This is a genomic window from Bradyrhizobium sp. 76 (assembly GCF_023073025.1).
Taxonomy (GTDB): Bacteria; Pseudomonadota; Alphaproteobacteria; order Rhizobiales; family Xanthobacteraceae; genus Bradyrhizobium.
On the sequence record NZ_JADPIS010000015.1, the window covers coordinates 796,011 to 821,875 of the forward strand.

The following is a 25,865-nucleotide window of genomic DNA, read 5'->3' on the forward strand; positions in this document are numbered from 1 at the left end:
GATGGACCGCTCAAAGCTCTACCGCCGTTTTCGCACGCTCCTGATCGCCAACCGCGGCGAGATCGCCTGCCGCGTGATCCGCACCGCGCGCGCCATGGGCCTGCGCACCGTGGCCGTCTATTCCGAGGCCGACCGCGACGCGATGCATGTCGCGCTCGCCGACGAGGCCGTGCTGCTCGGTCCCGCACGTGCCCGTGACAGCTATCTCAACGTCGAGCGGCTGATCGAGGCCGCGCGCAAGACCGGCGCGGAGGCGATCCATCCCGGCTACGGCTTCCTGTCGGAGAATGCCGAGTTTGCGCAGGCGTGTTTCGACGCCGGCCTGGTCTTCGTCGGCCCCACCGCCGCGATGATGACCGCAATGGGCTCGAAATCCGGCTCCAAGGCGCTGATGGAGAAGGCCGGCGTACCGCTGGTGCCCGGCTATCACGGCGAGGCCCAGGACGATGCCACGCTGGCGAAGGCGGCCGAGAAGGTCGGTTTCCCCATTCTGGTGAAGGCGTCCGCCGGTGGCGGCGGCCGTGGCATGCGCATCGTTCGCTCGGCGGATGAACTCGCGCCTGCGATCGTCAGTGCGAAGCGCGAGGCCAAGGCCGCGTTCGGCGACGACCGCATGCTGATCGAAAAATATGTCGACAATCCGCGCCACATCGAGGTGCAGGTGATCGGCGACAGCCACGGCAATCTGCTGTCGCTGTTCGAGCGCGAATGCACACTGCAGCGCCGCCACCAGAAGGTGATCGAGGAGGCGCCGTCGCCGACGCTCAATCCCGCCCAACGTGAGACGGTCTGCGCCGCCGCGCGAAAAGCGGCCGGGGCCGTCAACTATGTCGGCGCCGGCACTATCGAGTTCGTCTCCGACGGCAAGGACGTGTTCTTCATCGAGATGAACACCCGTCTCCAGGTCGAACATCCCGTGACCGAGCTGATCACCGGCATCGACCTGGTCGAGTGGCAGTTGCGCGTCGCCTTCGGCGAAGCGCTGCCGCTCAAACAAGATCAGATCAAGCTCAACGGACATGCCGTCGAGGCTCGGGTCTACGCGGAGAACCCGACCAAGAACTTCATGCCCTCGGTCGGCAAGATCTCGACCTGGCGGTTGCCGGCGGAAACCGGCGGCCTGCGCATCGACTCGGGCTATCGCGAGGGCGATGCCGTCTCGCCGTACTATGATGCGATGCTAGCGAAGATGATCGCCTGGGCGCCGACGCGTGATGTCGCGATCGAGCGGCTGAACCGCGGGCTTGAGGACTCAGACGTTCGCGGCATCGTCACCAATATCCCGTTTCTCTCCGCCCTGATCACGCATCCGAAGGTGAGGGCGAATGCGATCGACACTGGCTTCATCGAGCGCGAGCTGGCGGTGCTGACGCAGGCCACGCCGGCGCCGGGAGAGCTCGAGCTGTGTGCCGCGGTGGCCGCCGTGATCAACGACGAGCGGCAGGCCGCGCTAGGCGAGGCGAGCTCGCCCTGGCAAACCTTTGGCTGGCAACCGGTCGGCCGCCGCCAGCGCGGCTTTGCGTTCCGCGTCGGCCACGGGCCGGAGCAGAAGGTTAGGCTGAACTACGGCAGCGGCCCGTCCACACTGGTGATCGGCGAGCGCGAGCTGGCGTTCACGATCGTGGTGAAGGACGGCGGCTTCGATCTGACGCTTGACGGCGTCAAAACGTCGGTCGCGGCCGTGATCGATGGCCATGAGCTGTATTTGCGCACGCGCAACGGGCGATTCGACCTGCATTGGGTCGATCCGTTCGGCGGCGAGATGGAGGAGCAGGCCGGCGCGGACAAGATCGCGGCGCCCTTGCCGGGTACCGTCGTCGCTGTGCTGGCGGAGGAGGGTGCCAAGCTCGAGAAGGGCGCGCCGATCCTGACGCTGGAAGTGATGAAGATGGAGCAGACGCTGCGCGCGCCCTATGCCGGCGTGCTGAAGTCCATCAAATGCAAGGTCGGCGACATCGTCCAGGAGGGCGTCGAGCTCGCCGTGGTCGAGCCTTCCGGAGAATGAGATGAGCGATCCCGTCCGCATCATCGAAATGGGGCCGCGCGACGGCCTGCAGAACGAGAAGACGGCGGTCAGCGTCGAGGCCCGCATCGCCTTCATCGAGGCGCTGGTCGCAGCCGGCCTCAATACAGTCGAGGTCGGCGCCTTCGTCTCGCGCAAGGCGATCCCGCAGATGGCGAGCTCGGACGCTGTGCTGCGCGGCGTCAGCCACCTGACCGGCGCCGAGTTCCACGTGCTGGTGCCGAACGAGAAGGGCTATGACGCGGCGCGCGCGGCCGGCGCCAAGATCGTCTCGGTGTTCGCGGCGGCCTCCGAGGGCTTTTCGCGGGCCAACATCAATTGCACGGTCGCGGAGTCCATCGAACGGTTCAAGCCGGTGCTGGCGCGCGCCAAGGCCGATGGTGTGCCGGTTCGCGGCTATATCTCATGCGTGCTCGGTTGTCCGTTCGACGGCGAGATCAAGCCGAAAGCCGTCACCGATCTCGCCACCACGCTGTGGGAGCTCGGCTGCTACGAAATCTCGCTCGGCGACACCATCGGGGTCGGCACGCCCGAAAAGGCAAAGGAGATGCTGCGCGCGGTCAGCGCCAACATCCCTCCCGCCAACCTCGCGATGCATTTCCACGACACCTACGGCCAGGCACTCGCCAATCTCTATGCCGGGCTGGAGCAGGGCGTCCGCGTCATCGACGCCGCCGCCGGCGGCCTCGGCGGCTGTCCCTACGCGCCTGGCGCGACCGGCAATGTCGCGACCGAGGACGTCGTCTATATGCTCGAGGGCATGGGGGTCAGGACGGGCGTCGACATGGATCGGTTGCTGGCGGCGACGAACGAGATGAGCGGCGTGCTGGGCAAACCGCCCGTGAGCCGCGTGGCGTCCGCGCTGAACGCTAGGAGGAAGCGCGCGACTTCCTAATTCCCGTCATTGCGAGCGCAGCGAAGCAATGACGGTGGACGCAGCAGCTACCTGCTCCCGTCCGGCCCCATCACCAGGTCCGGCAGCCCGGTCGAGATCTCCGGCACGAAGCACAGCAGCAGCACCGCGACCATCATCAGCAGCACGAACGGCAACGTGCCCCAGATCACTTCGCGCAAGGGGATGTCGGGCGCGACGTTGCGGATGACGAAGATGTTGAGGCCGACGGGTGGATGGATCAGCCCCATCTCCATCACGATGGTCATGACGACGCCGAACCAGATGATGTCGAAATTGGCGGCGCGGAGCGGCGGCAGGATGATCGGCGCGGTCATGAGAATGATCGAGACCGGCGGCAGGAAGAAGCCGAGTACGACTACCATGACGAGGATCGCGAACAAGAGGCCCCAGCGCGGCAGGTGCATCGCGACGACGGATTCAGCGGCCGATTGCGAGATGTGGAGATAGCTCATCACGTAGGAGTAGAGCAGCGACATGCCGATGATCATCATCAGCATGGTCGATTCCCGGATCGTTGATTTCAGGATTGGGGCGAGGTCGCTCGGACGCCAAACGCTATAGATCGCCGCGATCAATGCCAGCGCCAAGAGGCCGCCGAGGCCAGCGGTCTCCGACGGCGTCGCATAGCCGCCATAGAGCGCGATCATGACGCCGGTGAGTAGCAGCACGAAGGGGATCACGCGCGGCAGCACACTGAAGCGTTCCGCGAGCGTGTATTCGTCACGGGCAAGGATCGCAGCTTCTGGGCCGCCGTTCTTGTAGATCGCTTCGGCCGCGGCATATTCCTGGCGGAAGCGGATCACGGCGTAGACGCCGAACAGCGAGACCAGCAGCAGGCCGGGCCCGATGCCGGCGAGGAACAGCCGTCCCAGCGATTTTTCGGCGGCGACCGCAAACAGGATCATGGTGATCGACGGCGGCAACAGAATGCCGAGCGTGCCGCCGGCGGCGATGATCCCGGCGGCAAAACCACCGGAATAGCCGCGCTTGCGCATCTCGGGGATGCCGGCCGAGCCGATTGCCGAGCAGGTCGCGGGCGAGGAGCCCGCCATCGCCGCAAACAACGCGCAGGCGAACACATTGGCGACGCCGAGGCCGCCGGGGACGCGGTGCAGCCAGGCGTGCAGGGCCGAGTAGAGATCCTGGCCCGCGCGCGACTTGCCGATCGCGGCGCCCTTCAGGATGAAGAGCGGGATCGACAGCAGCGTGATCGAGGCCATTTCCTCGTAGACGTTCTGCGTCACCGTATCGAGAGAGGCGGTGGGCATGTAGATGCCCATGAACACGACCGCGACCGCGCCGAGCGCGAACGCAATCGGCATGCCCGAAAACATCACGACCAACGTCGCGATCCCGTACGCGAGGCCGATACCGAAAACGCTCATGAACGCCTGGCTCCAGCGAAAGGCAGCGCAAGCTGCACGAGGATCTGGACGCAGAGCAGGCTCATGCCGAACGCCATCAGCGAATAGGGGATGGCCAGCGGCGGCGACCACATCGAGTTCGAGACCTGGCCGTCGACATAGGCTTCATGCGCCAGTGTCCACGACTTCCAGGCGAAGAAAGCGCAGAACAGAAGCGTCACGGCATCGACCAGCCAGAGCCTGATCCGGTTCGCCAGCGGTGAGAGCAGGCCGACGAACGCCTCGATGCCAATGTGACCGCGGTTCTGCTGCACGTAGGCGGCCGTCATGAAGGTGGCGCCGACCAGCAGGAACACCGCGGCCTCGTCCTGCCAGTAATTGGCGGCCTTGAACAAGGCGCGGCTGAGCACGCTGTAGCTCAGGATGGCGCAGGCCGCGATCAGCGCAATCGCTGCGAACACGACGATGATGTTGTTGAGGATGGCGAGACCGCGATCGATCGCCGCCGCAAGGCCGGTCCTTGCGGCAGCGTTTGCCTGGTCGTCACGATCCGGAAGCGGATCGTGGCTCATGCGGCGACGTCGGTCGCGAGCTTGAGCAGGTTGGCCGAGGTCGCGGTCTTGGCACCGTAGTCCTTCCACGCGGTGTCGCGGGCGATGTCACGCCACTTGCCGACGGTCGCGGCATCGAGCACCGAGACCTTGGCGCCGGCCTTCTCGTAGACCTTGGCGACCTCGACGTCGTCGTCCTGCGCGCCCTTGCGGCCGAAGGCTTCGAGCTCGGTGCCGACTGCGAGCAGGACGTCCTGCTGGTTCTTCGGCAGCTTGTCGAAGATCGCCTTCGACATCATCAGCGGCTCGAGCATGAACCAGTAGGACGCACCTGCGCCCGAGGTCAGCGATTTCGCGACCTCTTCGAGGCGGAACGAGATCAGGCTGGTCGAGGAGGTGATGCCGGCATCGCAGGCACCCGTCTGCATCGCTGCGTAGATTTCGTTCGAGGGCACCGACAGCACGGATGCGCCGGCGGTCTGCAGCACCATATCCATCTCGCGAGAGCCGCCGCGCACCTTGAGACCCTTAGCATCTTCGGGGGCCACGATCGGCTTGGAACGGCTGGCAACGCCGCCGGCCTGCCACACCCAGCTGAGCAGGATGATGCCCTTGTCGGCGAGGAAGTCGGTCAAGGCCTTGCCGACCGGCTCCTTCTTCCAGCGCATGCCCTGGTCGTAGGTGGTGACGAGGCCCGGCATCAGGCCGATATTGGTTTCCGGCAATTCGCCGCCGGCATAGGGCATCGGATAGAGGCTGATGTCGAGCGCGCCCTTGCGCATCGCGGAGAACTGCGCGTTGGTCTTGATCAGGGAGGAGTTCGGATAGATCTCGGCGGCGATGTCGCCATTGCTGCGCTTGGTGACTTCGGCGGCGAACATGCGGCAGAGCCGGTCGCGGAAATCGCCCTTATCGACGGTGCCGCCGGGGAATTGATGCGAGATCTTCAGCGTGGTCGCGGCATGCGCGGTGCCGGTGCCGAAACGGAGAATGGCGGGTGCGGCGACGGCGGTCGCAATCAGGTGGCGGCGCGTAAGCATGGCGTGATTCCCTTGGACGGTTTCTTGGACGATTTTTTGGACGGTTCTTTGGACGGCCTTGTTTGCCTTGATTTTGGGTTGGTCTTTGAGACCGTGCTGAAGCCCATCCTAGCCGGTCTTTCGGACAATGTTCTCTCATCTGATAGTTCGAGACCGAATGCCGCGGCAAGTGCCGGCCATGCTGCGTTGCACACTTCTGATTTACTGCATCAGCGGCAATTGCCGCGGAAATTTATCAGCGGCCGAGTAACAACGCCCCGTGGCAATCCGTCGAGATCAGATAGCGGCGTCCGTCGCTGACAAACCTCATCTCGAAGGGAAGACCAGTCATGACCATTCGTACCCGCATCGCGCTCGGCGTTTCAGCGGCCATTCTCTCGCTCGGCCTCGCGCTGTCGCCGGCTGCCTTTGCCCAGGACAAGATGGGCAAGGATGAAGGCATGATGAAAAAGGACACGATGTCCAAGGACGGCATGAAGAAGGACACCATGTCCAAGGACGACGGCATGAAGAAGGACACGATGTCGAAGGACGGGATGAAGAAAGACGACGGGATGATGAAGAAGCACTGATCTTCCATCGTCGAGGAGGCGCTTGCGACAGGCAGACGCGCGCCAAAAATCCGGGGGCGGTCACGTAGACCGCCCCCGGAGTATTGTTTCAGTCCAAATTCAATTGAACGTGACTTGCGAGCGTTAGACTTGCGAACGTTACTTGCGCTTCGCCTTACGGGCGGCGTAGCGGGCGTCTCGCTTGGCCTTTTGATCGGCCTCGGCTTCGGCCGCCTTCGCGACGGCTTCTTCGGCTTCGCGGGCGATCCGCGCGGCCTCGAGCGCGGCAACCTCTTCTTGAAGGCGCTTCTGCTCGGCCTTTTCCGTCTCGCGCGCAGTCTTTGCCTCGGCGCGCTTGGCCGCAAGGGCCTCGCGCTCCGCACGCTTCGCCACAACCGCGGGATCATCCGGCCCCGGCTGCGACTTGAATTTGTTCAAAAGGTTTTTGCGTGCTTCCTGTGCCGCCTTTTGCCGGTCGGAGAAGCCTGGTTCCCTAAATCCACTCATCGGCGAACCTTGTCATCCTCGCTTTCGATCCTACATCACTGCCTGTTGGTACGTCGGCTGGGCATAGCGGGCGCCGCGCGACGCAGATGCGTGTACATCGGCGCGCGCCGTGATGCCACCTATAATCGCAGCCGATCAGGTAGACGAAAATCGCCGCCCCCGACGATCTCTCGTAGCCCCGAAAAACTGCCGAATTGTGATGTCCCTCATAAGGGGGCACCAGGGCGGTGCCTAGCGTCCGCCCTGGTATGAGACGCGGAGCACGGGTATGACGATCTCAAGACTGAGCCTGAAGGCGCTCGCAATCGCCGTCGCGGTGGCAGCCCTGGCCGGTGCGGCGCTGCTCCTCGCTGGCCCGCAGCCGATCGAAAGTGCCGTCTTGGGTGCAGATTGGGAATGCACCCAGACCGCGTTTGTACTTACGACCTGCGCACCGCGGGTCCAGCAGGCGATCCCGGCGGTCGAAACCTCGCGCAAGGAAGCGATCCGGCCCACTCGAGGCTAACCGGGAGAAGCTTGGGCGGGATGTGACGCCACCCCGCAGAGGTGATAAAGCCCGCTCGCCCCGTAATCGGTCAGCCATGTCCAAGTCCGAAGCCAATTCCGAGCCTAATTCCGAAGCTAAGCCCGAACCGGGCGCTAAGCTCAAATCCCCTCCAAAACCTCAGGCCGGTGACAACCGCCGCGGCGCCATCGCCGGCTTGATCATCGCGATCGTGATCCTCGGCGTCGGCTGGTGGCTCGCCCGCGATCTCACCTCCGCGAGCAAGATGCAGGACTGCCTGATGTCCGGGCGAAGCAACTGCAATGTGATCGAGCCGGCCCGCTAGAGGCACTCCAGAGCGGCCCGGGCGGACGGAAAAATGTCGTGATCTTAATCATTTGTAACGGGACTTGGGCGACCAAAGCAGGTCAGTCATGTCAGCCGGCATCAGCTCAGCGCGAGCCGAATCGTCTATCGCGCGAGGCATCACGGCCATTGACGGCAATCGAGAGAGTAGGGGGCAAGCACGCATGAGTGCGTCCAGTCGCATCAAGATCATCATTCCCTTGGTTTCGGCCATGGCATTGCTCGCCGTCCCGGCGCAGGCTCAGGACGCCAGACCGCCGAGAGACGCCGCCCAGCCATCGGCCGGGCCAGGCGGCGGCGCGCCGCCTCAGAACATGCGCAAGGGTCCGCCGCCGCAGCAGGCTGTCCGGCCCGCGCCACAGCCCGGCGGCCAGCCCCACGCTGGCGGTCCTGGTCATGCAGGTCCAGGTGCAGGTCCTGCGCCGCGCAATGCCGGCGGTCCGCCGCCCGGACGCAATTACGCCAGGGGTCCCGCGCCGGCGCGCGATTGGGGCGGACATGCCTATCGCGGCCATCTCGCCTGGGATGGCGGACGCTGGCGCCACGAGGTCCACAACGGCCGCTCCGGCTGGTGGTGGGATGTGGGCGGCGCGCGGTATTATTATCCGCAGCGGATGGAGGGGCCCCCGGCCTACATTTCGGAGGATTATTACGACGACGTGCCGGTAGCCTACGCCCCGCCCGTCGCCTACGAACCGCCGCCGCCTCCGCCGCCAGCCGACCCCGGCGCGAGCGCCCTTGGCGGCGCCATCGTCGGCGGTGTGCTGGGCGGCCTGATCTCGGGCAACGCCTCGGGTGCGGCCGCAGGCGCCGTGATCGGCGGTGCCACCGGCGCGATCGCCGGCGCGACGGCTGCTTCGCGCCCCGGCTACTATCTGGCCCAAGGCAACTGCTACTACCGCTATCCGAGCGGCCAGTATGTGCAGGCCGATCCCCGGGCCTGTTACTGAGCACTCCAGGCGAGAGCTGAAGCGAAGGGGCGGGCCAAGATCCCGCCTCTTTTCGTTTGGCGCTGGCCGCCAGCTGGCCGGGAATTAAAGAGGATCGGCCCGCGCCTCAGGAAACCAGCCAGCCGAAGAACGCGATCGCGGCCCAGACCAGGCCTGCGATCCAGGCCAGCATCACGATGCCGATGGTCGCAAGATATGCGATGCCGAGCGGGTCGGATCGTTCGCGCCGCGTCGGGACGGCAATTTCGGCTGCGGCTTCTTGTGTCATGACGGGAATATCTCCCAAGCCTTCTCGCTCTCTGGGAGCGCTGAGGACTGTTTAGCGGAGACGCCGGGCGCCGGCTGTGACGCACTTCACAGATCGGTGCGCGTCAAGCCTGCAATGGTTGCCGGTCGTTCGACAGATGCGTGAGTTGGATCGCGTCGCAAATCCGTGTGGGGAGGCTTAACCCCGCAATCATACGGACGAAATTGCCACGCGCTTGTCCAGATCGTCCGGCTAGAATTGGCTTCATGTGTACCAAGTACGATCCACAGCATGAAGCCGAGGCGGCGATGAAGCGCGCCGTGGCGGCCGAAGGTCCCGACCGGCAACGTCTCATCGAGCTGGCCCTGGCCTGGCATCAACTCGCCCGCGACCGGCGCGAAGAGCGGACGGACTGAGCTCACGCTCTTACGACAATACCCGTATTCACAGAAAAACCCCGTGCTCGGGGGACAAGCACGGGGTTCTCGAGAGCCGATCGGGGCTGGCAAATCGGCACCACTGGATTTCGAACGCGTCGATCGCAGGTTCGTTCCGCGCCCCCTCAATTCTTTTCGCGTGAGATCAAGGACGACCGAGCGGGAGGCGCGTGCAGGTGGAACGTCGGTTTCCCGGCGACGTTGAGCCGCTATGACCGATCCCGAGTTGCGCGCACAATCCTTTCGAGATTGCCTGGAAGTATCTCGACCAATCCGGCCTGCTGACTGGCGAGCGCAGGGACGCGGCCCGATTAATCCTGCACAGGATCGACCGCATGATGCTGGCTGGCGAAAGGCGACGATTGCTACTGTCCAACGCCGCGATCGATGCCTACCGCTTCCGGCCCGTGCTCGTGACGCTCGACGCCTGACGCAAGTCGCCGAAACGCGACGTTAAGACTCGTTCGGATGACGATTTTCCGATCGCGATTCGTTTCGCGGAACGAAGCGGAGCAGGATCGTGAACAAACAAAAAGCCTGCAAAGGGCTGCAGTGTGTCAGGCAGCTTCCGACTTTGGCACCGCGTCGGCATTCACCGAGAGCTTGACGACATCGCCTTCGACAGCACCCACATATTTCGTGTCGATGTAATGATGATGGTCCTTGTGACCTTCCGGGCTGTCCTTCCGCGTCAGCTTGATGCGGTTGCCCTCAACGCGGTCGACGGTGCCGACAGGTGCGCCGTCCTTTCCGATGATCTTCATGTGCTCTCTGATCTCGCTCATGATGTTCTCCCTATGAAGTGTCAACGGCGAGGGCCGGTCTTTGTTGCAAGGATGAGCGGGCCCGGCTGTTGGAGCCAATGCGTTCGCCGAACGTTGAAAGGCAGTCGCAATTGCCAAGACCACCATCATCAAGATCCGCATGGAGACCTCCGAGGCCTATCTCGAACGAAAGCACAGGGAAATCGGGCTGCTGAACGATTGCCTGAGGAGCCCGCTGCATTTGGCTCGGCCGCAATCGGTCGAGGAGGTTGTAGACTCCAAATTTCAGCTCGCCGCCGCGCTGCGCGCGGAGCATGCGCTGCAGGACTGGAAGGCGACGGAGACGGCTTGGTCGCACGCGGCGTCTCCCTCCAGCGGTCCGTTCGTGTTCAGCTACGATTATCAGCGCGCGGACCTCAAGGTGTGCGGTCCCTCGTTTTATGAACTCGAGCGGGGCTGCAGGAGCGAGGCGATCTATACCGCCTCCGGCATGGCCGCGACCTCCGCACTGCTGCTCGCGTCCGCACGAACTATCGGCAAGGCAGACGTCGTAGTGCTGCCGGGCACCTACGGCGAGACAGTGGAGCTGATCGAGAGCCTCGTCGCCCATTTGCGGCTTGTGACCGCCAGGCTGCCGCTGGGCGAAGCGTTTGATGCGGCGGCCGCGCCACAGCTTCTGCTGCTGGATTCATGCGCCCCTGCCGGGGCGTTCGAGGCGGCTCTGCGCTGCGACGGTTCGGGGCTCGACCTGTTGATTTTCGACACGACATGTTTCGCCGGCAGGTCAGGGCGCATCCGGCGCGTCCTGAGATGGGCCGCGCGATGGGACATCCCCGTCGTGTTGGTGCGAAGTCACAACAAGCTGGATTCGCTCGGCGTGGAATATGGCCGGCTGGGCTCTGCCGTCTTCGTGCATTGGAGCCGCAAGGACCTCAAGGCAGGCCAGCTGCTGTCCGAAAGCCTGGCGGCGGAAACCCGCAATGCCGTCCGGCTTCTCGGTGGCGCGGCGTTGCCGGCGCACTTCCCGCCATTCGTGGGCTCGGCGGCCTATTGGGCCCTGACGAAAAGGCGCGTCGCGGCAATCCTGCGCAACGGTCGCCACACGGCGCGATATTTCGCCTCCGAGCTCGCTTCGCTCTCGGCCGAGCTGCATTTCACCCACGGCCTCTATGTCACGCTTCGCGGCAGGCGCGCCCTCGACGAGGCGACCGCGCGGCAGGCGGCCGACGACATGAGCCGCGACCTGAGCGGCAAAGGCTTCCCCATTCGCCACGCCGGCAGTTTTGGCTTCGATTTCGCGGCGACCGAGTGGTTTCACGACGCGACTACGGATCGGTACAGCGTCCGGGTCGCCGTGCCGGATCTGCCGACCGAGTCGTGGAAGGATCTCGCGGCGGCGATTGCCGGGTGGTGGGCGCAACATCAGGGGGACGCTGAAGGGTGAGTACGGTGCAAGGCCATGACAGAGCGACCGAAAGCGTTTCCTTACAGGGAATGCACATGGCATGTTTCAGACGAACAGTCCCAGAATGGCTTGCGGTGCTTGAAAAGACGGGTGCAGCCAACGTCCGAGCGCGCCTCGCCCAGACCGAGGCGGCATCCGCAGGAGCGATCGCGATCGGAACCGCGCCCGTCATGACGATCGGGTTCGCCCAGGAATGGCTGAACTGGAAAGATAATCAAAAATCCGAGGCGGATATCGAACGGCACGAGCGGCAGATCTGGTGGACTCGGACCGCGGCAATCGCCGCATCGGTCGCCGCCTTGAGCGCACTGTTCGGCTGGATTTGGACGATCTTCATCCGGGGGAATAACGGCCTATAACAAACATGATTGTTACGTTGCGCATACATCCGCGAGACGAGAGCGGCTACAAACTGCGCTGTTTCAATCGATCGCCAGGCATTCTTCCACGGCCGGCTTCTGGTGGTCGCGACGCGCCCACGCCTGAACGGCGAACGCGAGTTGATGCTGACTCGCTGCCGCGTCCGCGATAGTGGCCCGGGCCGTCGCGATGGGCTTTGTGACCACACCGGAGTTCACGACTCCCGCGTCAACTGCCAGAAACGATATTGCCACAACCGCCACCGCAGATGCGATAGCCATTCTCGTCAAGTCGGATAGTGGCATCGAAGTCCTTATCGGGCGCACGTCGCTCGGCGGATAGATAGGGCTCGTTTGCCCGGATCAAAGCCCGGAGCGAGGCGACCCACGCGTTCGTGAAGGACAGCGGACCCCGCGGGCGCGCGTCGTAGACCGGGCTCACCATGAGCGCTTGAACCTGAAAATGGCGATCCCGGCAGGAATCGAACCTGCAACCCTCAGAGTAGAAATCTGATGCTCTATCCAGTTGAGCTACGGGACCGTCTTGAGCCCCCCTGGTTGGGGCCGGCAGTTCATCTACCATGCCATTATGAAAAATATCGTCTTTCGCCAAGCCTGAACCGAACCGTTTTCCGCGAAGCCGCGACAAAGCGGAACGGTGGGGTGTCAGGGTGCCGGGTTGAGCGGCAGCGGACTGGACGATGGATCACATCGCCGGGAACGCTGGCCAGCTTCCGGGACACGGCCGCCGGACGACTGGTCGGGTATTGCTGCGCCATCAGGACGGCGTGCGCGGCGGTAGCTTGATCGGTCTCCTCTGGGCCTGCCTTATCATGGCGAATGCGACGATCTGCACCTTTGGTTCCATCGCCTTGAGTCCGTCACCTTTCCGCGCATTTCATGCGACAAGCGGCGTTCGTCCGCGATCTCCGGGAGTCCATCCATGATCGGTCTTGTTCGCGCCGTCACACTCTGCGCCACGCTGGCGTTCGGCCTTAGCGTAGCGCAGGCCGCCGACAAAGCCTTCAGGCGGGACGACCTCGCCGATTCCGCGATCAAGCTGGAGGCGCAGATCAAGGGCGAGGCGGGGCCGGTCGCCAAGACTGGCGCGAGCTTACGCACCGACGCCGATGCTGCCTTCCGGCGCAACGACTATCGCACCGGCCTGTCGGTGCTCGGCCAGATCGCGGCGACCACGCCGGAGGATGCCGGCAACTGGCTGCGGCTGGCGAAAGTCATCTTCCAGATATCGCCGAAGAATTCGAGCGAGCAGACGTTCCTGCTGGAGCGCGCCTCGACTGCCGCCTACATCGCCTACCAGCGTGCCGCTAATGCGGGCGAGGAGGCCGACGCGCTCGCGGTGCTCGGCAAGTCGCTGTCCGAACGCAAGCTGTGGCGGCCGGCGCTGGATGCGCTGCGGCTGTCGCTCGACATGCGCGAGGTCGCCGATGTCCGCGGCCAATATGAGAAGATGCGTGACGAGCACGGTTTTCGGCTGCTCGACTACACCGTGGACTCGGACTCCGCCAGTCCGCGCGCCTGCTTCCAGTTCTCGGAGGAACTGGCGAAACGCACCGATTTCGCGCCGTACCTCGCGCTGGCGGGCCAGGACAAGCCGGCCCTGTCGGCCGAGGGCAAGCAGCTCTGCGTCGACGGGCTGAAGCATGGCGAGCGCTACAACATCAATCTGCGCGCCGGCCTGCCGTCCACCGTGAAGGAGGGCCTGCCGAAATCGGCCGAGTTCAACGTCTATGTGCGCGACCGCAAGCCGTTCGTGCGCTTCACCAGGCGCGCCTATGTGCTGCCGAGGACCGGCCAGCGCGGCATTCCCGTGGTCAGCGTCAACACGCCAGCCGTCAACATCAACGTGTTCCGGATCGGCGACCGCAATTTGATCAACACGGTGGTCGACAGCGATTTCCAGAAGACTCTGTCGAAATACCAGCTCAGCGATCTCGGCGGCGAGCGCGGCGTGAAAGTCTGGACCGGCGAGCTCGCGACCGCGATGACGCTGAACCAGGACGTCACCACCGCATTCCCGGTCGACCAGGCGCTCGGCGAACTGCAGCCCGGCGTTTATGTGATGACGGCCGCGGCCAAGGGGCCGGGCTCGGACGACGACTACCAGCTCGCCACCCAATGGTTCATCGTGTCCGATCTCGGCGTTACGGCCTATTCCGGCAATGACGGCATCCATGTCTTCGTGAATTCGCTGGCCTCGACCGATCCGGTCGGCAAGGCCGAGGTGCGGCTGGTCGCGCGCAACAACGAGATCCTGGCCACCCGCAAGACCGATGAGAGCGGCCATTTGCTGTTCGAGGCGGGGCTTGCGCGCGGCGAGGGCGGTCTGTCGCCGGCGATGCTCACCGTGACCGGTGAGAAGGCCGACTATGCCTTCCTCAGCCTCAAGTCCTCCGCCTTCGACCTGTCGGACCGTGGCGTTTCGGGCAGGGCCGTGCCTGCGGGCGCCGACGCCTTCGTCTATGCCGAGCGCGGCGTCTACCGCTCCAGCGAGACCGTCTATCTGACCGCGCTGTTGCGCGACGGGCAGGGCAACGCGGTCACCGGCGGGCCGATGACCCTGGTGATCGAGCGCCCCGACGGCGTCGAATACCGCCGCGCCGTGCTGGCCGACCAGGGCGCCGGCGGGCGCACCCTGTCCGTGCCGCTCAACTCGGCCGTCCCGACCGGGACCTGGCGGGTGCGCGCCTTCACCGATCCGAAGGGCTCTTCGGTCGGCGAAACTACCTTCATGGTCGAGGACTACGTCCCTGATCGGATCGAATTCGACTTGTCTGCCAAGGACAAGCTGATCAAAGCTAACGCTCCAGTGGAGCTTAAGGCGGACGGTCATTTCCTCTATGGCGCGCCGGCCTCCGGGCTGGCGCTCGAAGGCGACATGCTGGTCGCGCCCGCGTCGGAGCGGCCGGGCTTTGCCGGCTACCAGTTCGGCGTTGCCGACGAGGAGACCACCTCGAACGAGCGCACGCCGCTGGAGAACCTGCCGGAAGCTGACGCCAACGGCGTTGCCACCTTCCCGGTCACGCTCGACAAGCAGCCGGCCTCGACGCGACCGCAGGAGGCGCAGATCTTCGTCCGCATGGTCGAGACCGGCGGCCGCGCCGTCGAACGCAAGATCGTGCTGCCGGTCGCGCCTGCTGCTGCCATGATCGGCATCAAGCCGCTGTTCGGCGACAAGAACGTCGCCGAGGGCGACAAGGCCGAGTTCGATGTCGTGTTCGTCTCGCCCGAGGGTGAGAGGCTTCGCCGCGACGGCCTGCGCTACGAGCTCCTGAAGATAGAGTCGCGCTACCAGTGGTATCGCCAGAGCAATTACTGGGAGTACGAGCCGGTCAAATCGACCTCGCGCGTCTCCGACGGCGACGTGACCGTTGCCGCGGACAAGCCGTCGCGGATTGCGCTGACCCCACGGCCCGGCCGCTACCGGTTGGATGTGAAGTCGAACGACGCCGACGGCCCGGTGACCTCGGTGCAGTTCGACGTCGGCTGGTATTCCGACGGCAGCGCCGACACACCGGACCTCCTGGAGACCTCGATCGACAAGCCGCAATACGCCTCGGGCGACACGATGACCGTGTCGGTCAACGTCCGCAGCGCCGGCAAGCTGACGGTCAACGTGCTCGGCGATCGCCTGCTGACGACGCAGACCATCGACGTCAAGGAAGGCACCGCCCAGGTGAAGCTCCCGGTCGGCAAGGACTGGGGCACCGGCGCCTATGTGGTGGCGACGCTGCGCCGTCCGCTCGATGCGGCCGCGCAACGCATGCCGGGCCGTGCCATCGGCCTCAAATGGTTCGGCATCGACAAGCAGACCCGCACGCTCCAGGTGAAGCTGACGCCGCCGGCTCTGATCCGGCCGAATGCGATGTTGAAGATCCCGGTCAAGCTCGACGGGCTCAATCCGGGCGAGGACGCCAAGATCGTCATCGCCGCGGTCGACGTCGGCATCCTCAATCTCACCAATTACAAGCCGCCCGCGCCGGACGACTATTATCTCGGTCAGCGCCGCCTGAGCGCGGAGATCCGCGATCTCTATGGGCAACTCATCGACGGCATGTCGGGCACGCGCGGGCAGATCAAGTCCGGCGGCGACGCTGGTGCCGCCGAGCTCCAGGGCTCGCCGCCCGCGCAAAAGCCGCTCGCGCTCTATTCGGGCATCGTCACCGTTGCCGCCGACGGCACGGCAGAAGTGAGCTTCGATATTCCGGAGTTCGCCGGCACCGCGCGCGTGATGGCGGTGGCGTGGACCGCGACCAAGCTCGGTCGCGCCAACATCGACGTCGTGATCCGCGATCCCGTGGTGCTGACCACGACCCTGCCGCGCTTCCTGCTCAACGGCGACCACGGCACGGTCAATCTCGAGATCGACAATGTCGAAGGGCAGGCCGGCGATTACGTCATCAACGTGAAGACGGGCGGGCCGGTGAAGATGACCGGCAATCCCGCAACCACGGTCAAGCTCGCCGCCAAGCAGCGCAACTCCTTCTCGCTCGCTATCGACGCGACGGCGGCGGGGCAGGCGACGCTCGACGTCGACATCAAGGGGCCGAATGGCCTGGCGCTGGCGCGCCATTATGCGCTCGACGTCAAGGCGGCGACGCAAGTCCTGGCGCGGCGCTCGATCCGGACGCTCGCGAAGGGCGAGAGCCTGACGTTGACCTCGGATATGTTCGCCGATCTCGTGCCGGGAACCGGCAGCGTCTCGGTCTCAGCCAGCCTGTCGACTGCGCTCGATGCAGCGACGATCCTCAAAGCGCTCGACCGCTATCCCTATGGCTGCTCGGAGCAGATCACCAGCCGGGCGATGCCGTTGCTCTATGTCAACGAGCTCGCTGTCGGCGCGCATCTGGCCATGGACACCGAGGTCGACCAGCGCATCCGCGACGCCATCGAGCGGCTGCTGGCTCGCCAGGGCTCGAACGGCTCGTTTGGGCTGTGGTCGCCCGGTGGTGACGATGCCTGGCTCGATGCGTATGTGACGGACTTCCTGACCCGCGCCCGCGAAAAGGGTTTTGTGGTGCCGGATGTGCTGTTCAAGACTGCGCTGGATCGTGTCCGCAACTCCGTCGTCAACGGCAACGAGCCGGAGAAGGACGGCGGCCGCGATCTCGCCTACGGCCTCTATGTGCTTGCGCGAAACGGCGCGGCGCCAATCGGCGACCTCCGCTATCTCGCCGACACCAAGCTGAGCAACCTCGCCACTCCTATCGCGAAATCGCAGCTCGCCGCGGCGCTCGCGCTGGTCGGCGACCGCAACCGTGCGGAGCGGGTCTATGGCGCAGCCCTCGACAGTCTCGCCCCAAAGCCGGTGCTGGAGTTCGGCCGCACCGACTATGGCTCGCAGCTCCGCGATGCCGCAGCGCTGGTGTCGCTTGCCAGTGAAGGCAATGCCCCGAAGGCGACGCTGACGCAGGCGGTGTCGCGGGTCGAGACCGCGCGCGGGCTGACGCCCTACACCTCCACGCAGGAGAATGCGTGGCTGGTGCTGGCGGCGCGCGCGCTCGCCAAGGAGAACCTGTCGATGGAGGTGGACGGCCAGCCGGTCAAGACCGCGCTGTACCGCAGCTACAAGGCTGCGACCTTGGAAGGCAAGTCGCTGAAGATCACCAACACCGGTGATGCGCCGGTGCAGGCGGTGGTCTCGGTGTCGGGCTCGCCGGTGACGCCGGAGCCCGCGGCATCGAACGGCTTCAAGATCGAGCGCAGTTTCTTCACGCTCGACGGCAAGCCCGCCGATATCAGCAAGGTCAAGCAGAACGACCGCTTCGCCGTGGTGCTCAAGATCACCGAGGCCAAGCCCGAGTACGGCCATATCATGGTGTCCGACTATCTGCCGGCCGGCCTCGAGATCGACAATCCAAAACTGGTGTCGTCGGGTGACAGCGGCACGCTGGGCTGGATCGAGGATGGCGAAGAGCCCGAGGATACCGAGTTCCGCGACGACCGTTTCACGGCTGCCGTCGACCGGGCCTCGGATTCCAAGGCGGTGTTCACGGTGGCCTATGTCGTGCGTGTGGTCTCGCCCGGCAAATACGTGCTGCCGCAAGCCTATGTCGAAGACATGTACAATCCCTCGCGCTACGGCCGCACCGGGACCGGCACGGTCGAGGTGCGGGCGGCGAAGTGAGTGATGGCAAGATGAGCGGGAGAGAAAATCTGGATGGCCGGGATGAGCCCAGCCATGATGGAGCAAGGGGCAGGGGCCATCGCCTCCTCTCCAGCCTCGCGCTCACGCTCATCCTCACCATCGTCGGCTTCGTCGCGTGGGTTTACTCCCTCGGCCCGCTGCCTTTCGACGAAGCCCGCCAGGTTTCCACCACCATCGTCGACCGCAACGGCAAGCTGCTGCGCGCCTATGCGATGGCGGACGGGCGCTGGCGGCTACCGGTCGAGACAAAGGCGAATGTCGATCCGACCTACCTCAAGCTGCTGCTCGCTTATGAAGACCAGCGCTTTTACGCACATGACGGCATCGACCCGCTGGCGCTGGGGCGCGCTGCGTTTCAGCTTGGGACGCGCGGCCACATCGTCTCGGGCGGCTCGACCATCTCGATGCAACTCGCGCGGCTGATGGAGCCGCGGCGGCAGCGCTCGCTTTATGCAAAGCTGCGGCAGATGGTGCGTGCGATCGAGATCGAGCGCAGCTTGAGCAAGGAGCAGATCCTCGACCTATATCTGGCGCTCGCGCCTTACGGCGGCAACCTCGAGGGCATTCGCGCCGCCTCGATCGCCTATCTCGGCAAGGAGCCGAAGCGGTTGTCGCTGGCTGAAGCCGCGTTGCTGGTCGCGCTGCCGCAATCCCCGGAGACCCGCAGGCTCGATCGCTATCCCGATGCGGCGCGCAAAGCGCGCGACCGCGTGCTCGACCGCATGGTCGAGGAGCAACAGATCAGCCGCGACGATGCCAAGCAGGCCAAAGCCGTTCCCGTGCCGAAACTGCGCAAGCCGATGCCGATCCTGGCGCCGCATGCCTCCGATGCGGCGCTCGCGACGGTCAAGGACGCCCTCGTCATCAAGCTGACGCTGGATGCCAACCTGCAGAAGGTGCTGGAGCCGCTGGCGCGCGATCGTGCCATTGCGTTGGGGCCGAACATCTCGGTCGGCATCATCGTCCTCGACAATGAGAGCGGCGACGTGCTCGCGCGCGTAGGCTCGGCGGATTATTTCGACGAGCGCCGGGCAGGGCAGGTCGACATGACCCGCGCGGTCCGCTCGCCGGGCTCGACGCTGAAGCCTTTCATCTACGGGCTCGCTTTCGAGGACGGCTTCGTTCATCCCGACAGTCTGATCGACGATCGGCCCGTGCGCTTCGGCTCCTACGCGCCGGAGAATTTCGACATGACGTTCCAAGGCACGGTGCCGGTAAAGAAGGCGCTGCAGCTGTCACTGAACGTGCCCGCGATCGTCCTGCTCGACCGCGTCGGCGCGAGCCGGCTGGCCTCGCGGCTGCGCCAGGCCGGTGGCAATCTGGTTCTGCCCAAGGACGAGGCGCCGGGACTTGCCATGGGCCTTGGCGGCGTCGGCGTGACGCTGCAGGACCTCGCCCAGCTCTATGCGGGCTTCGCCCGGCTCGGCACCACCAGGCCGCTGCGCGAGATCATAACTGACAGGGACGACCGCGAGCCGCTGCGGCTGCTCGATCAGGTCGCGGCCTGGCAGGTCGGCAATGTGCTGCTCGGCACCCCGCCGCCGGAGAACGCAGCTCACAACCGCATCGCCTTCAAGACCGGCACCTCCTACGGCTACCGCGACGCCTGGTCGATGGGCTTTGACGGGCGCATGACCATCGGCGTCTGGGTCGGCCGGCCCGATGGTGCGCCGGTTCCAGGCCTGATCGGTCGGGTTGCCGCCGCACCGATCCTGTTCGACGCCTTCGCCCGGACCGGCAAGACGGTCCTGCCGTTGCCGAAGCCACCGAAGGGGACCCTGGTTGCCAGCAACGCCAAGCTGCCGTTGCCCTTGAGGCGGTTCCGCCCGGTCGGGGATCTGGTGCGGACTGGGGGCGAACAGGCCCTGCACATCCAGTTTCCGCTGAACGGCTCGCGGATCGACGTCGATCGCTCAGGTGGCGATGCGGGCGCAGCCATGCCAGTCAAAGTCGCCGGCGGCGTCCTGCCCATGACCGTCATGGTTAACGGAACGGCGCAGGGCGAGATAGACGGACGGCGCCAGCGGCTGATCGATCCGCCCGGTCCCGGCTTTGCGCGGCTGACCGTCATCGACGCCACGGGCGCCGCGGACACAGTTGTCATTCGAATTCAATGACCCTGCCTCAAGCGGTTGTGGCGATGGCGGTTTCAGCGTAAGCGGAACCGATGGCCGAGACCTACCCAGCACCCCGTTTTGGAGCTCCGCGCGAGCCGAAATCCCCGGTGAATCCGGGCAGCCGGCTCGTGTCCATGTTCGATATCGCCACGGCCAGCCACGTCCGCGCGGTGAGCTTCCTGCTGCTGTGCGCGCTGCTGCTATTCCTGCCGGGCTTCTTTACGATTCCGCCGGTTGACCGCGACGAGGCGCGCTTTGCGCAGGCCACCAAGCAGATGGTCGAGAGCGGCGATTATGTCGACATCCGCTTTCAGGAGGACGTCCGCTACAAGAAGCCGGTCGGGATCTACTGGCTGCAAGCGGCCGCGGTCGAGACGGCATCGGCGCTCGGTCTGCCGAAGGCCGAGTTGCGAATCTGGGTCTACCGGCTGCCCTCGCTGATCGGCGCCATCGGTGCCGTGCTCATGACTTATTGGACGGCGCTCGGCTTCGTCACGCGGCGCGCCGCGGTGCTTGCAGCGCTTCTGATGTGCGCCTCCGTGCTGCTCGGCGTCGAGGCGCGGCTTGCGAAGACCGACGCGATGCTGCTGTTCTGCGTGGTCGCCGCGATGGGCGCGATGGCGCGGGCCTATCTGTCGTGGCAGCGCGCCGAGGATGAGACGCATCCGCCCTGGAGCTGGCCCGCGATCTTCTGGACCGCGCTCGCTGTCGGCATCCTGATCAAGGGCCCGTTGATCCTGATGTTCGCAGGCCTGACCATTGTCGCGCTCGCGATCCAGGACCGCGATGCCTCCTGGCTATGGAGGCTGCGCCCGCTCTGGGGCCTGATGTGGATGCTGGTGCTGGTGCTGCCCTGGTTCGTCGCGATCTTCTGGCGCGCGGGCGATGCCTTCTTCGCTGATTCCGTCGGCGGCGACATGCTGAGCAAGCTGGGCGCGCAGGAATCCCACGGCGCGCCGCCCGGACTGTACCTGGTGCTGTTCTGGATCACGTTCTGGCCCGGCGCGCCGCTCGCGGCGATGGCGGCGCCGGCGGTCTGGCGTGCGCGGCGCGAGCCCGGCGCGCAATTCCTGCTGGCCTGGCTGGTTCCGTCGTGGATCGTGTTCGAGGTGGTGCTGACCAAGCTGCCGCATTACGTGCTGCCGCTGTACCCTGCGATCGCGATCCTCACCGCGGGCGCGCTCGAGCGGCGCGTGCTGTCGTGGTCCTGGCTGATGCGCGGTTCGGCCTGGTGGTTCGCGATCCCCGTTGGCGGCTCGATCATCGCCGTCGTCGGCGCGGTGATGCTGACGCGGCAACCTGCTTTCGTGGCCTGGCCGTTCATCGCGGCCTCGCTGATCTTCGGCCTGTTCGCCTGGTGGCTTCACGACAATAACCACGCCGAGCGCTCGCTGCTCAACGCCTTGGTCGCAGCCCTGATGCTCGCGGTGACCGTCTACGGCATCGTGCTGCCGTCGCTGGCTCCGGTGTTTCCGAGCATCGAGATCGCACGCGCGCTTCGTAACGTCACCTGCGTCGGCCCGAAGGCTGCCGCGGCCGGCTATCACGAGCCGAGCCTCGTCTTCCTGACCGGCACGCAGACGCTGCTCACCGACGGTTCGGGCGCGGCGGATTTCCTGCGGCAGGGGAGCTGCCGGTTCGCGCTGATCGAGCAGCGTTCGGAGCGCGGCTTCGTGCAGCGCGCCGAGGCGATTGGGCTGCGCTACAAGGTCGGCACGCGCATTGACGGTTATAATTTCTCGCAAGGGCGTGCGATCTCGATCTCGATCTTCCGCTCGGAAGGCACCGAGTAGGATGTCGGCACCAACCGACATCGCGCCGCGCGCGAGCTATCCCGCGCAATTGCTCGCCCTGTCGAGGCGCGCCCTGGCACAGCTTGTGCGCACGCCCTCGCATTCGCGCCGCGCCGAGGCCGCGCGGAAGCTGGCGCGGCATTCGCTGTGGCTCAGTGCGGCAGGTGCAACCCTCGTCATCGCGCTGATGGTCGTGTTCGACCTGACCGAGATCCAGCTGATGCCGGCGCGTGGCACGCCCGGGCTGTGGCCGATCCGCATCCTTACCGATTTCGGCAAGGACGAGTATGTGCTCTCGGTGCTCGGGGGCGTGCTGGTGGTGCTGGCGCTGGTTGCGGCGGGATTGCACGGCACGAGCCGCGCATTGCTGCTAGGCCTCGGCACGCGACTGCAGTTCATGTTTCTGTCTGTTGCCGTGTCCGTATTCGTCGCCGAGATCCTGAAATATCTCATCGGTCGCGGACGTCCGTTCGTCGGCGGCAAGGCCAATCCTTTCAACTTCATCCCGTTCGAGGGGACGGGGGCCTATGCCAGCCTGCCGTCGGGGCATGCGGTGACGGCGTTCGCGCTGGCGTTTGCGGTCTCGGCACTGTGGCCGCGCCTGCGCGTATTCATGTTCACTTACGCGATCGTGATCCTGCTGACGCGACTGGTGCTGCTCGCGCACCACCCGAGTGACGTGGTGGCCGGCGCCCTGGTCGGCATAGTCGGCGCCATGGCGGTGCGCTACTGGTTCGCGGCCCGCAGGCTCGGCTTTGCCATCCGCGCCGACGGCAGCATTGTGCCTCTTGCAGGGGCGGTCTCGGGCCGCCTCAAAAGGGTTGCCCACGGGGCATCCGCCCCATAAAAGCGGCTGCCTGCCGGGACCGCCGGCTCCCGAGCCAAGCCAATTCCAACCACGAGCTTCGATTTGTCGTCCCAGCCCTCGGTTTCCATCGTCGTTCCCGTGCGCAACGAAGCCGACAACATCGTGCCGTTGATCGAGGAGATCGGCGCGGCGCTCGATGGCCGCTGGGCCTATGAGATCATCTACGTCAATGACGGTTCGACGGACGCGACCGGCGAACGGCTCGGCGCGGTCATGAAGCAGCGGGACAATCTGCGCCAGCTGCGCCATGCCAAATCAGGCGGCCAATCCGCGGCCGTGCGCAGCGGCGTGCGTGCGGCACGCGGCGCGATCGTGGCGACGCTCGACGGCGACGGCCAGAACAATCCCGCCTTCCTGCCGGACTTGATCGCGGCCGTCGAGAACGGAAGCAAGGTTGGACTTGCCGCCGGACAACGCGTCGGCCGCAAGGATACCGGATTCAAGAAATTTCAGTCGCGCGTCGCCAACGGCGTCCGCAACGCGATCCTGAAGGACGGCACGCGCGACACCGGCTGCGGCCTGAAGGCGTTCCGACGCGAGGTGTTCCTGATGATGCCCTATTTCGACGGGCTGCATCGCTTCCTGCCGGCGCTGGTGCGCCGCGAGGGCTACGAGATCGCCTATGTCGACGTGATCGACCGGCCGCGCCGCTCCGGCGTGTCAAACTACGGTTTCTTCGACCGGCTGTGGATCGGCATCATGGATCTCGTGGGCGTGTGGTGGCTGATCCGCCGCAAGAAGCCGACGCCAGATGTGACTGAGGTGAAGGCATGATCATCCAATACGGTCAGGCGCTGAGCAACTATTTCTACGACGTCTTCGTGGCCAAGTTCGACTTCTGGCTCGCGTTCGGCCTCGTCGCGCAACTGTTCTTCACGGCACGCTTCCTGGTGCAGTGGATCGCGAGCGAGCGCGCCGGCAACAGCGTGGTGCCGATGGCGTTCTGGTTCTGCTCCATGGGCGGCGGGCTGATGACGCTGGTCTACGGCGTCGTCAAGCGCGAGCCTGTCATCATCCTCGGACAGGCGCTCGCGACCATCATCTATATCCGCAACATCATGCTGATCGTGAAGAACCGCAGCCGCACCTCGAAGACGCTGGAGCGCTGATCCAAGGCGACTAGCGCGGCAGCGCTGACGCCGCGCCTGTCGCAGGCAGGGCAGCGGTCTCCGTCTCGGTTCTGCGATGGGGCTCGCCGGCCGCGTCGAGCACGGGATAGGCGACCGAGCAGATATGCGAGTGGATGCGGCGCAGGTCCCGCAGTACGTCGAGATGCAGCGACGTGGTTTCGATGGTCTCGGGACGGCCCTCGCGCAGGCGGTCGAGGTGGCGCTCGACGGCGGCAAGCTCGGTATTGCGCAGTGCCGTTTTCTCCACCAGCAGCTTGCGTGCCTCGTTGGCGTCGCCCGACATGAAGACGCCGAAGGCGATGCGCAGCGAATCCATCGTGCGCTTGTGGAAGGCGGCGAGTTCCTCGGCGCCCTCGGGCGAGAACTGGAAGCGGCGCTTGATCTTCTTGGTCGCGAGCTCGCTCAGGCTCTTGTCGATGATATCGCCGATATGCTCCAGATTGATGGCGAAGGAAATGATCTCCATCGCGCGCCGGCCCTCGCTCTCGTCGAGGCTGCCCCGCATGAGTTTCGTCACGTAGAGCTTGATGGCTTCGTCGAGGCCGTCGACGATGTTGTCCATCTTCGAGACCTGGTCGACCAGCGCGCGGTCGCCGCTCATCATCGCCGCCATCACCTTGCGCAGCATGATCTCGACGAGATCGCCCATGCGCAGGGTTTCGCGGCCGGCATCGGCCAGCGCCAGCGACGGCGATTCTAGCGCGGTCTCGTCGAGATAGCGCGGCCGGGCCGGATCGGCCTCCTGCACACGATCGGGCAGGAGCCGGGTCAACAGGCGCGACATGGTGTCGAGCAGGCCGATGAAGATAATGGCGGTGCCGACGTTGAAGGCGATATGGAACGCCGCAGTCATCCTGGCGAGATCCGGCTGCCAGGCGTGCATGTGCTCGGCGATCGGGCCCAGGAAGGGTAGGACCAGGGCGATCCCGATCACGCGATTGACGAGATTGCCCACCGGCAGGCGATAGCTGGCGGGATCGTCACGCTTGGCGCCTTCGAACACGGGATTGATGGCGCTGCCGAGATTGGCGCCAAGCACCAGTGCGAGCGCCGCGTAAGGCGAGATGAACTGCGAATAGGCGAGTGACATGATCAGCAGCACGCTGGCGACGCTCGAATGCACCGCCCAAGTGACGAGCGCCGCGATCACGATGCACAGAACGGGATCGCCCGTGATGGAGGACATCACGACGCGGACGCCCGGTGCGTTCTCGGCCGGCGCCAGCGTGTCGAGCAGGATGTGCAGCGACAGCAGCATCAGTCCGAGACCGATCAAGACGCGGCCGACGTCCTTGATCCGCGAGCGCGGACCCACGCGGAAGGCGACCAGTCCGAGCACGAACAAGACCGGCGCGACGGCGGCGATGTTGAACGACAGCACCTGCACGATCAACGTCGTGCCGACATTGGCGCCGAGCATGATGGCGAGCGCGGTGACCAGGCTGAGCAGGCCCTCGGCTGCGAACGAGCTCGTGAGCAGCGCGGTCGCCGTGCTGCTCTGGAGCAGCGCCGTCAGCCCGAGACCGGCGGCAAACGCGTTGAAGCGATTGCCAAGCGCCTTGCCGAGCAGCCGTCGCAGGTCCGGGCCAAAGGCGCGCAGAATCCCGCTGTGGACCATGTGCAGGCCCCACAGCAACAGCGCCACGCCGCCCATCAGATCGAGCAGTACCAACGTTCCCATGCTCCGAGTCCGGATTGGAGTCGATTGGTGAGGCTAGCGCCAAATGCTTGAGGTTCAAACCATTTGTTGGCGCGTCGGCGTTA

Annotated in this window: 22 protein-coding genes and 1 tRNA gene; 15 read left to right on the plus strand and 8 right to left on the minus strand. The window is 65.3% G+C overall.

What is annotated here, in order from left to right; translation table 11 throughout:
• Position 1: 1 nt before the first annotated feature.
• Both IVB48_RS04865 and IVB48_RS04870 read left to right on the plus strand, forming a co-directional pair.
• A complete protein-coding gene (locus tag IVB48_RS04865; RefSeq protein ID WP_247397883.1) occupies positions 2–2,005 on the plus strand; it encodes an acetyl/propionyl/methylcrotonyl-CoA carboxylase subunit alpha in 2,004 nt (667 codons plus the stop codon).
• Position 2,006: 1 nt separating this feature from the next.
• Positions 2,007–2,918 carry a hydroxymethylglutaryl-CoA lyase gene (locus tag IVB48_RS04870; RefSeq protein WP_247397885.1) on the plus strand — a complete coding sequence of 304 codons (912 nt, stop codon included), beginning with the start codon at positions 2,007–2,009 and terminating at the stop codon, positions 2,916–2,918.
• A 47-nt stretch (positions 2,919–2,965) separates the two neighbouring features.
• On the opposite strand, the gene IVB48_RS04875 is transcribed toward IVB48_RS04870, so the two are convergent.
• The 3 genes from IVB48_RS04875 to dctP are packed head-to-tail and all read right to left on the minus strand — an operon-like array spanning position 2,966 to position 5,894.
• Entirely contained in the window at positions 2,966–4,324 is a 1,359-nt protein-coding gene (locus IVB48_RS04875; protein ID WP_247397887.1) for a TRAP transporter large permease, read from the minus strand.
• Positions 4,321–4,875: a TRAP transporter small permease gene (locus IVB48_RS04880; protein ID WP_247397889.1), complete on the minus strand. Its 555-nt coding sequence runs from the start codon at positions 4,873–4,875 to the stop codon at positions 4,321–4,323. Before IVB48_RS04880 ends, IVB48_RS04875 begins: the two co-directional genes overlap by 4 nt.
• The gene (gene dctP / locus IVB48_RS04885) at positions 4,872–5,894 is read right to left on the minus strand and encodes a TRAP transporter substrate-binding protein DctP (protein WP_247397891.1); all 1,023 of its coding nucleotides are present in this window, start codon (positions 5,892–5,894) and stop codon (positions 4,872–4,874) included. Before dctP ends, IVB48_RS04880 begins: the two co-directional genes overlap by 4 nt.
• Positions 5,895–6,223: 329 nt before the next feature.
• Here dctP and IVB48_RS04890 point away from each other — a divergent pair, with 329 nt between their 5' ends.
• Positions 6,224–6,466: a pentapeptide MXKDX repeat protein gene (locus IVB48_RS04890; RefSeq protein ID WP_247397893.1), complete on the plus strand. Its 243-nt coding sequence runs from the start codon at positions 6,224–6,226 to the stop codon at positions 6,464–6,466.
• Positions 6,467–6,604: 138 nt separating this feature from the next.
• Here the strand turns inward: IVB48_RS04890 and IVB48_RS04895 are convergent, their stop codons facing one another.
• Positions 6,605–6,952 carry a DUF6481 family protein gene (locus IVB48_RS04895; protein WP_247397895.1) on the minus strand — a complete coding sequence of 116 codons (348 nt, stop codon included), beginning with the start codon at positions 6,950–6,952 and terminating at the stop codon, positions 6,605–6,607.
• 268 nt (positions 6,953–7,220) lie between these two features.
• Between IVB48_RS04895 and IVB48_RS04900 the strand changes: the two genes are divergently transcribed.
• The 3 genes from IVB48_RS04900 (at position 7,221) to IVB48_RS04910 (ending at position 8,752) form a co-directional block, all read left to right on the plus strand.
• The gene (locus tag IVB48_RS04900) at positions 7,221–7,457 is read left to right on the plus strand and encodes a hypothetical protein (RefSeq protein ID WP_247286132.1); all 237 of its coding nucleotides are present in this window, start codon (positions 7,221–7,223) and stop codon (positions 7,455–7,457) included.
• 76 nt (positions 7,458–7,533) lie between these two features.
• Complete coding sequence (locus IVB48_RS04905; RefSeq protein WP_247397897.1) at positions 7,534–7,782, plus strand: hypothetical protein; 249 nt, start codon at positions 7,534–7,536, stop codon at positions 7,780–7,782.
• 184 nt (positions 7,783–7,966) lie between these two features.
• Positions 7,967–8,752 carry a hypothetical protein gene (locus tag IVB48_RS04910; RefSeq protein ID WP_247397899.1) on the plus strand — a complete coding sequence of 262 codons (786 nt, stop codon included), beginning with the start codon at positions 7,967–7,969 and terminating at the stop codon, positions 8,750–8,752.
• 106 nt (positions 8,753–8,858) lie between these two features.
• On the opposite strand, the gene IVB48_RS04915 is transcribed toward IVB48_RS04910, so the two are convergent.
• The gene (locus IVB48_RS04915; RefSeq protein WP_199198412.1) at positions 8,859–9,020 is read right to left on the minus strand and encodes a hypothetical protein; all 162 of its coding nucleotides are present in this window, start codon (positions 9,018–9,020) and stop codon (positions 8,859–8,861) included.
• 245 nt (positions 9,021–9,265) lie between these two features.
• On the opposite strand from IVB48_RS04915, the gene IVB48_RS04920 reads away from it, so the two are divergent.
• Complete coding sequence (locus tag IVB48_RS04920) at positions 9,266–9,415, plus strand: hypothetical protein (protein ID WP_197031201.1); 150 nt, start codon at positions 9,266–9,268, stop codon at positions 9,413–9,415.
• Positions 9,416–9,993: 578 nt separating this feature from the next.
• Here IVB48_RS04920 and IVB48_RS04925 read toward each other — a convergent pair.
• On the minus strand, positions 9,994–10,221 hold the full coding sequence (locus IVB48_RS04925; protein WP_063994351.1) for a DUF2171 domain-containing protein: 228 nt from the start codon (positions 10,219–10,221) through the stop codon (positions 9,994–9,996).
• A gap of 139 nt (positions 10,222–10,360) precedes the next feature.
• On the opposite strand from IVB48_RS04925, the gene IVB48_RS04930 reads away from it, so the two are divergent.
• Together IVB48_RS04930 and IVB48_RS04935 are read left to right on the plus strand one after the other, a co-directional pair.
• On the plus strand, positions 10,361–11,644 hold the full coding sequence (locus IVB48_RS04930; RefSeq protein ID WP_247397901.1) for a hypothetical protein: 1,284 nt from the start codon (positions 10,361–10,363) through the stop codon (positions 11,642–11,644).
• A gap of 95 nt (positions 11,645–11,739) precedes the next feature.
• On the plus strand, positions 11,740–12,024 hold the full coding sequence (locus IVB48_RS04935; protein WP_247397904.1) for a hypothetical protein: 285 nt from the start codon (positions 11,740–11,742) through the stop codon (positions 12,022–12,024).
• 464 nt (positions 12,025–12,488) lie between these two features.
• Here the strand turns inward: IVB48_RS04935 and IVB48_RS04940 are convergent.
• Positions 12,489–12,565, minus strand: a tRNA-Arg gene (locus IVB48_RS04940).
• A 402-nt stretch (positions 12,566–12,967) separates the two neighbouring features.
• Here IVB48_RS04940 and IVB48_RS04945 point away from each other — a divergent pair.
• The 6 genes from IVB48_RS04945 to IVB48_RS04970 all read left to right on the plus strand — a co-directional run bounded on the left by IVB48_RS04945 (position 12,968) and on the right by IVB48_RS04970 (position 24,080).
• Entirely contained in the window at positions 12,968–18,172 is a 5,205-nt protein-coding gene (locus IVB48_RS04945; RefSeq protein WP_247397906.1) for an alpha-2-macroglobulin, read from the plus strand.
• Positions 18,173–18,183: 11 nt separating this feature from the next.
• On the plus strand, positions 18,184–20,310 hold the full coding sequence (pbpC, locus tag IVB48_RS04950) for a penicillin-binding protein 1C (RefSeq protein WP_247397907.1): 2,127 nt from the start codon (positions 18,184–18,186) through the stop codon (positions 20,308–20,310).
• 50 nt (positions 20,311–20,360) lie between these two features.
• Positions 20,361–22,103 carry a glycosyltransferase family 39 protein gene (locus IVB48_RS04955; protein ID WP_247397909.1) on the plus strand — a complete coding sequence of 581 codons (1,743 nt, stop codon included), beginning with the start codon at positions 20,361–20,363 and terminating at the stop codon, positions 22,101–22,103.
• A gap of 1 nt (position 22,104) precedes the next feature.
• Complete coding sequence (locus tag IVB48_RS04960; protein ID WP_247397910.1) at positions 22,105–22,950, plus strand: phosphatase PAP2 family protein; 846 nt, start codon at positions 22,105–22,107, stop codon at positions 22,948–22,950.
• 63 nt (positions 22,951–23,013) lie between these two features.
• A complete protein-coding gene (locus IVB48_RS04965; RefSeq protein WP_106943540.1) occupies positions 23,014–23,745 on the plus strand; it encodes a glycosyltransferase family 2 protein in 732 nt (243 codons plus the stop codon).
• The gene (locus IVB48_RS04970; RefSeq protein ID WP_247397913.1) at positions 23,742–24,080 is read left to right on the plus strand and encodes a lipid-A-disaccharide synthase N-terminal domain-containing protein; all 339 of its coding nucleotides are present in this window, start codon (positions 23,742–23,744) and stop codon (positions 24,078–24,080) included. Before IVB48_RS04965 ends, IVB48_RS04970 begins: the two co-directional genes overlap by 4 nt.
• 10 nt (positions 24,081–24,090) lie before the next feature.
• On the opposite strand, the gene IVB48_RS04975 is transcribed toward IVB48_RS04970, so the two are convergent.
• Entirely contained in the window at positions 24,091–25,782 is a 1,692-nt protein-coding gene (locus IVB48_RS04975) for a Na/Pi cotransporter family protein (protein ID WP_027569959.1), read from the minus strand.
• Positions 25,783–25,865 lie beyond the last annotated feature (83 nt).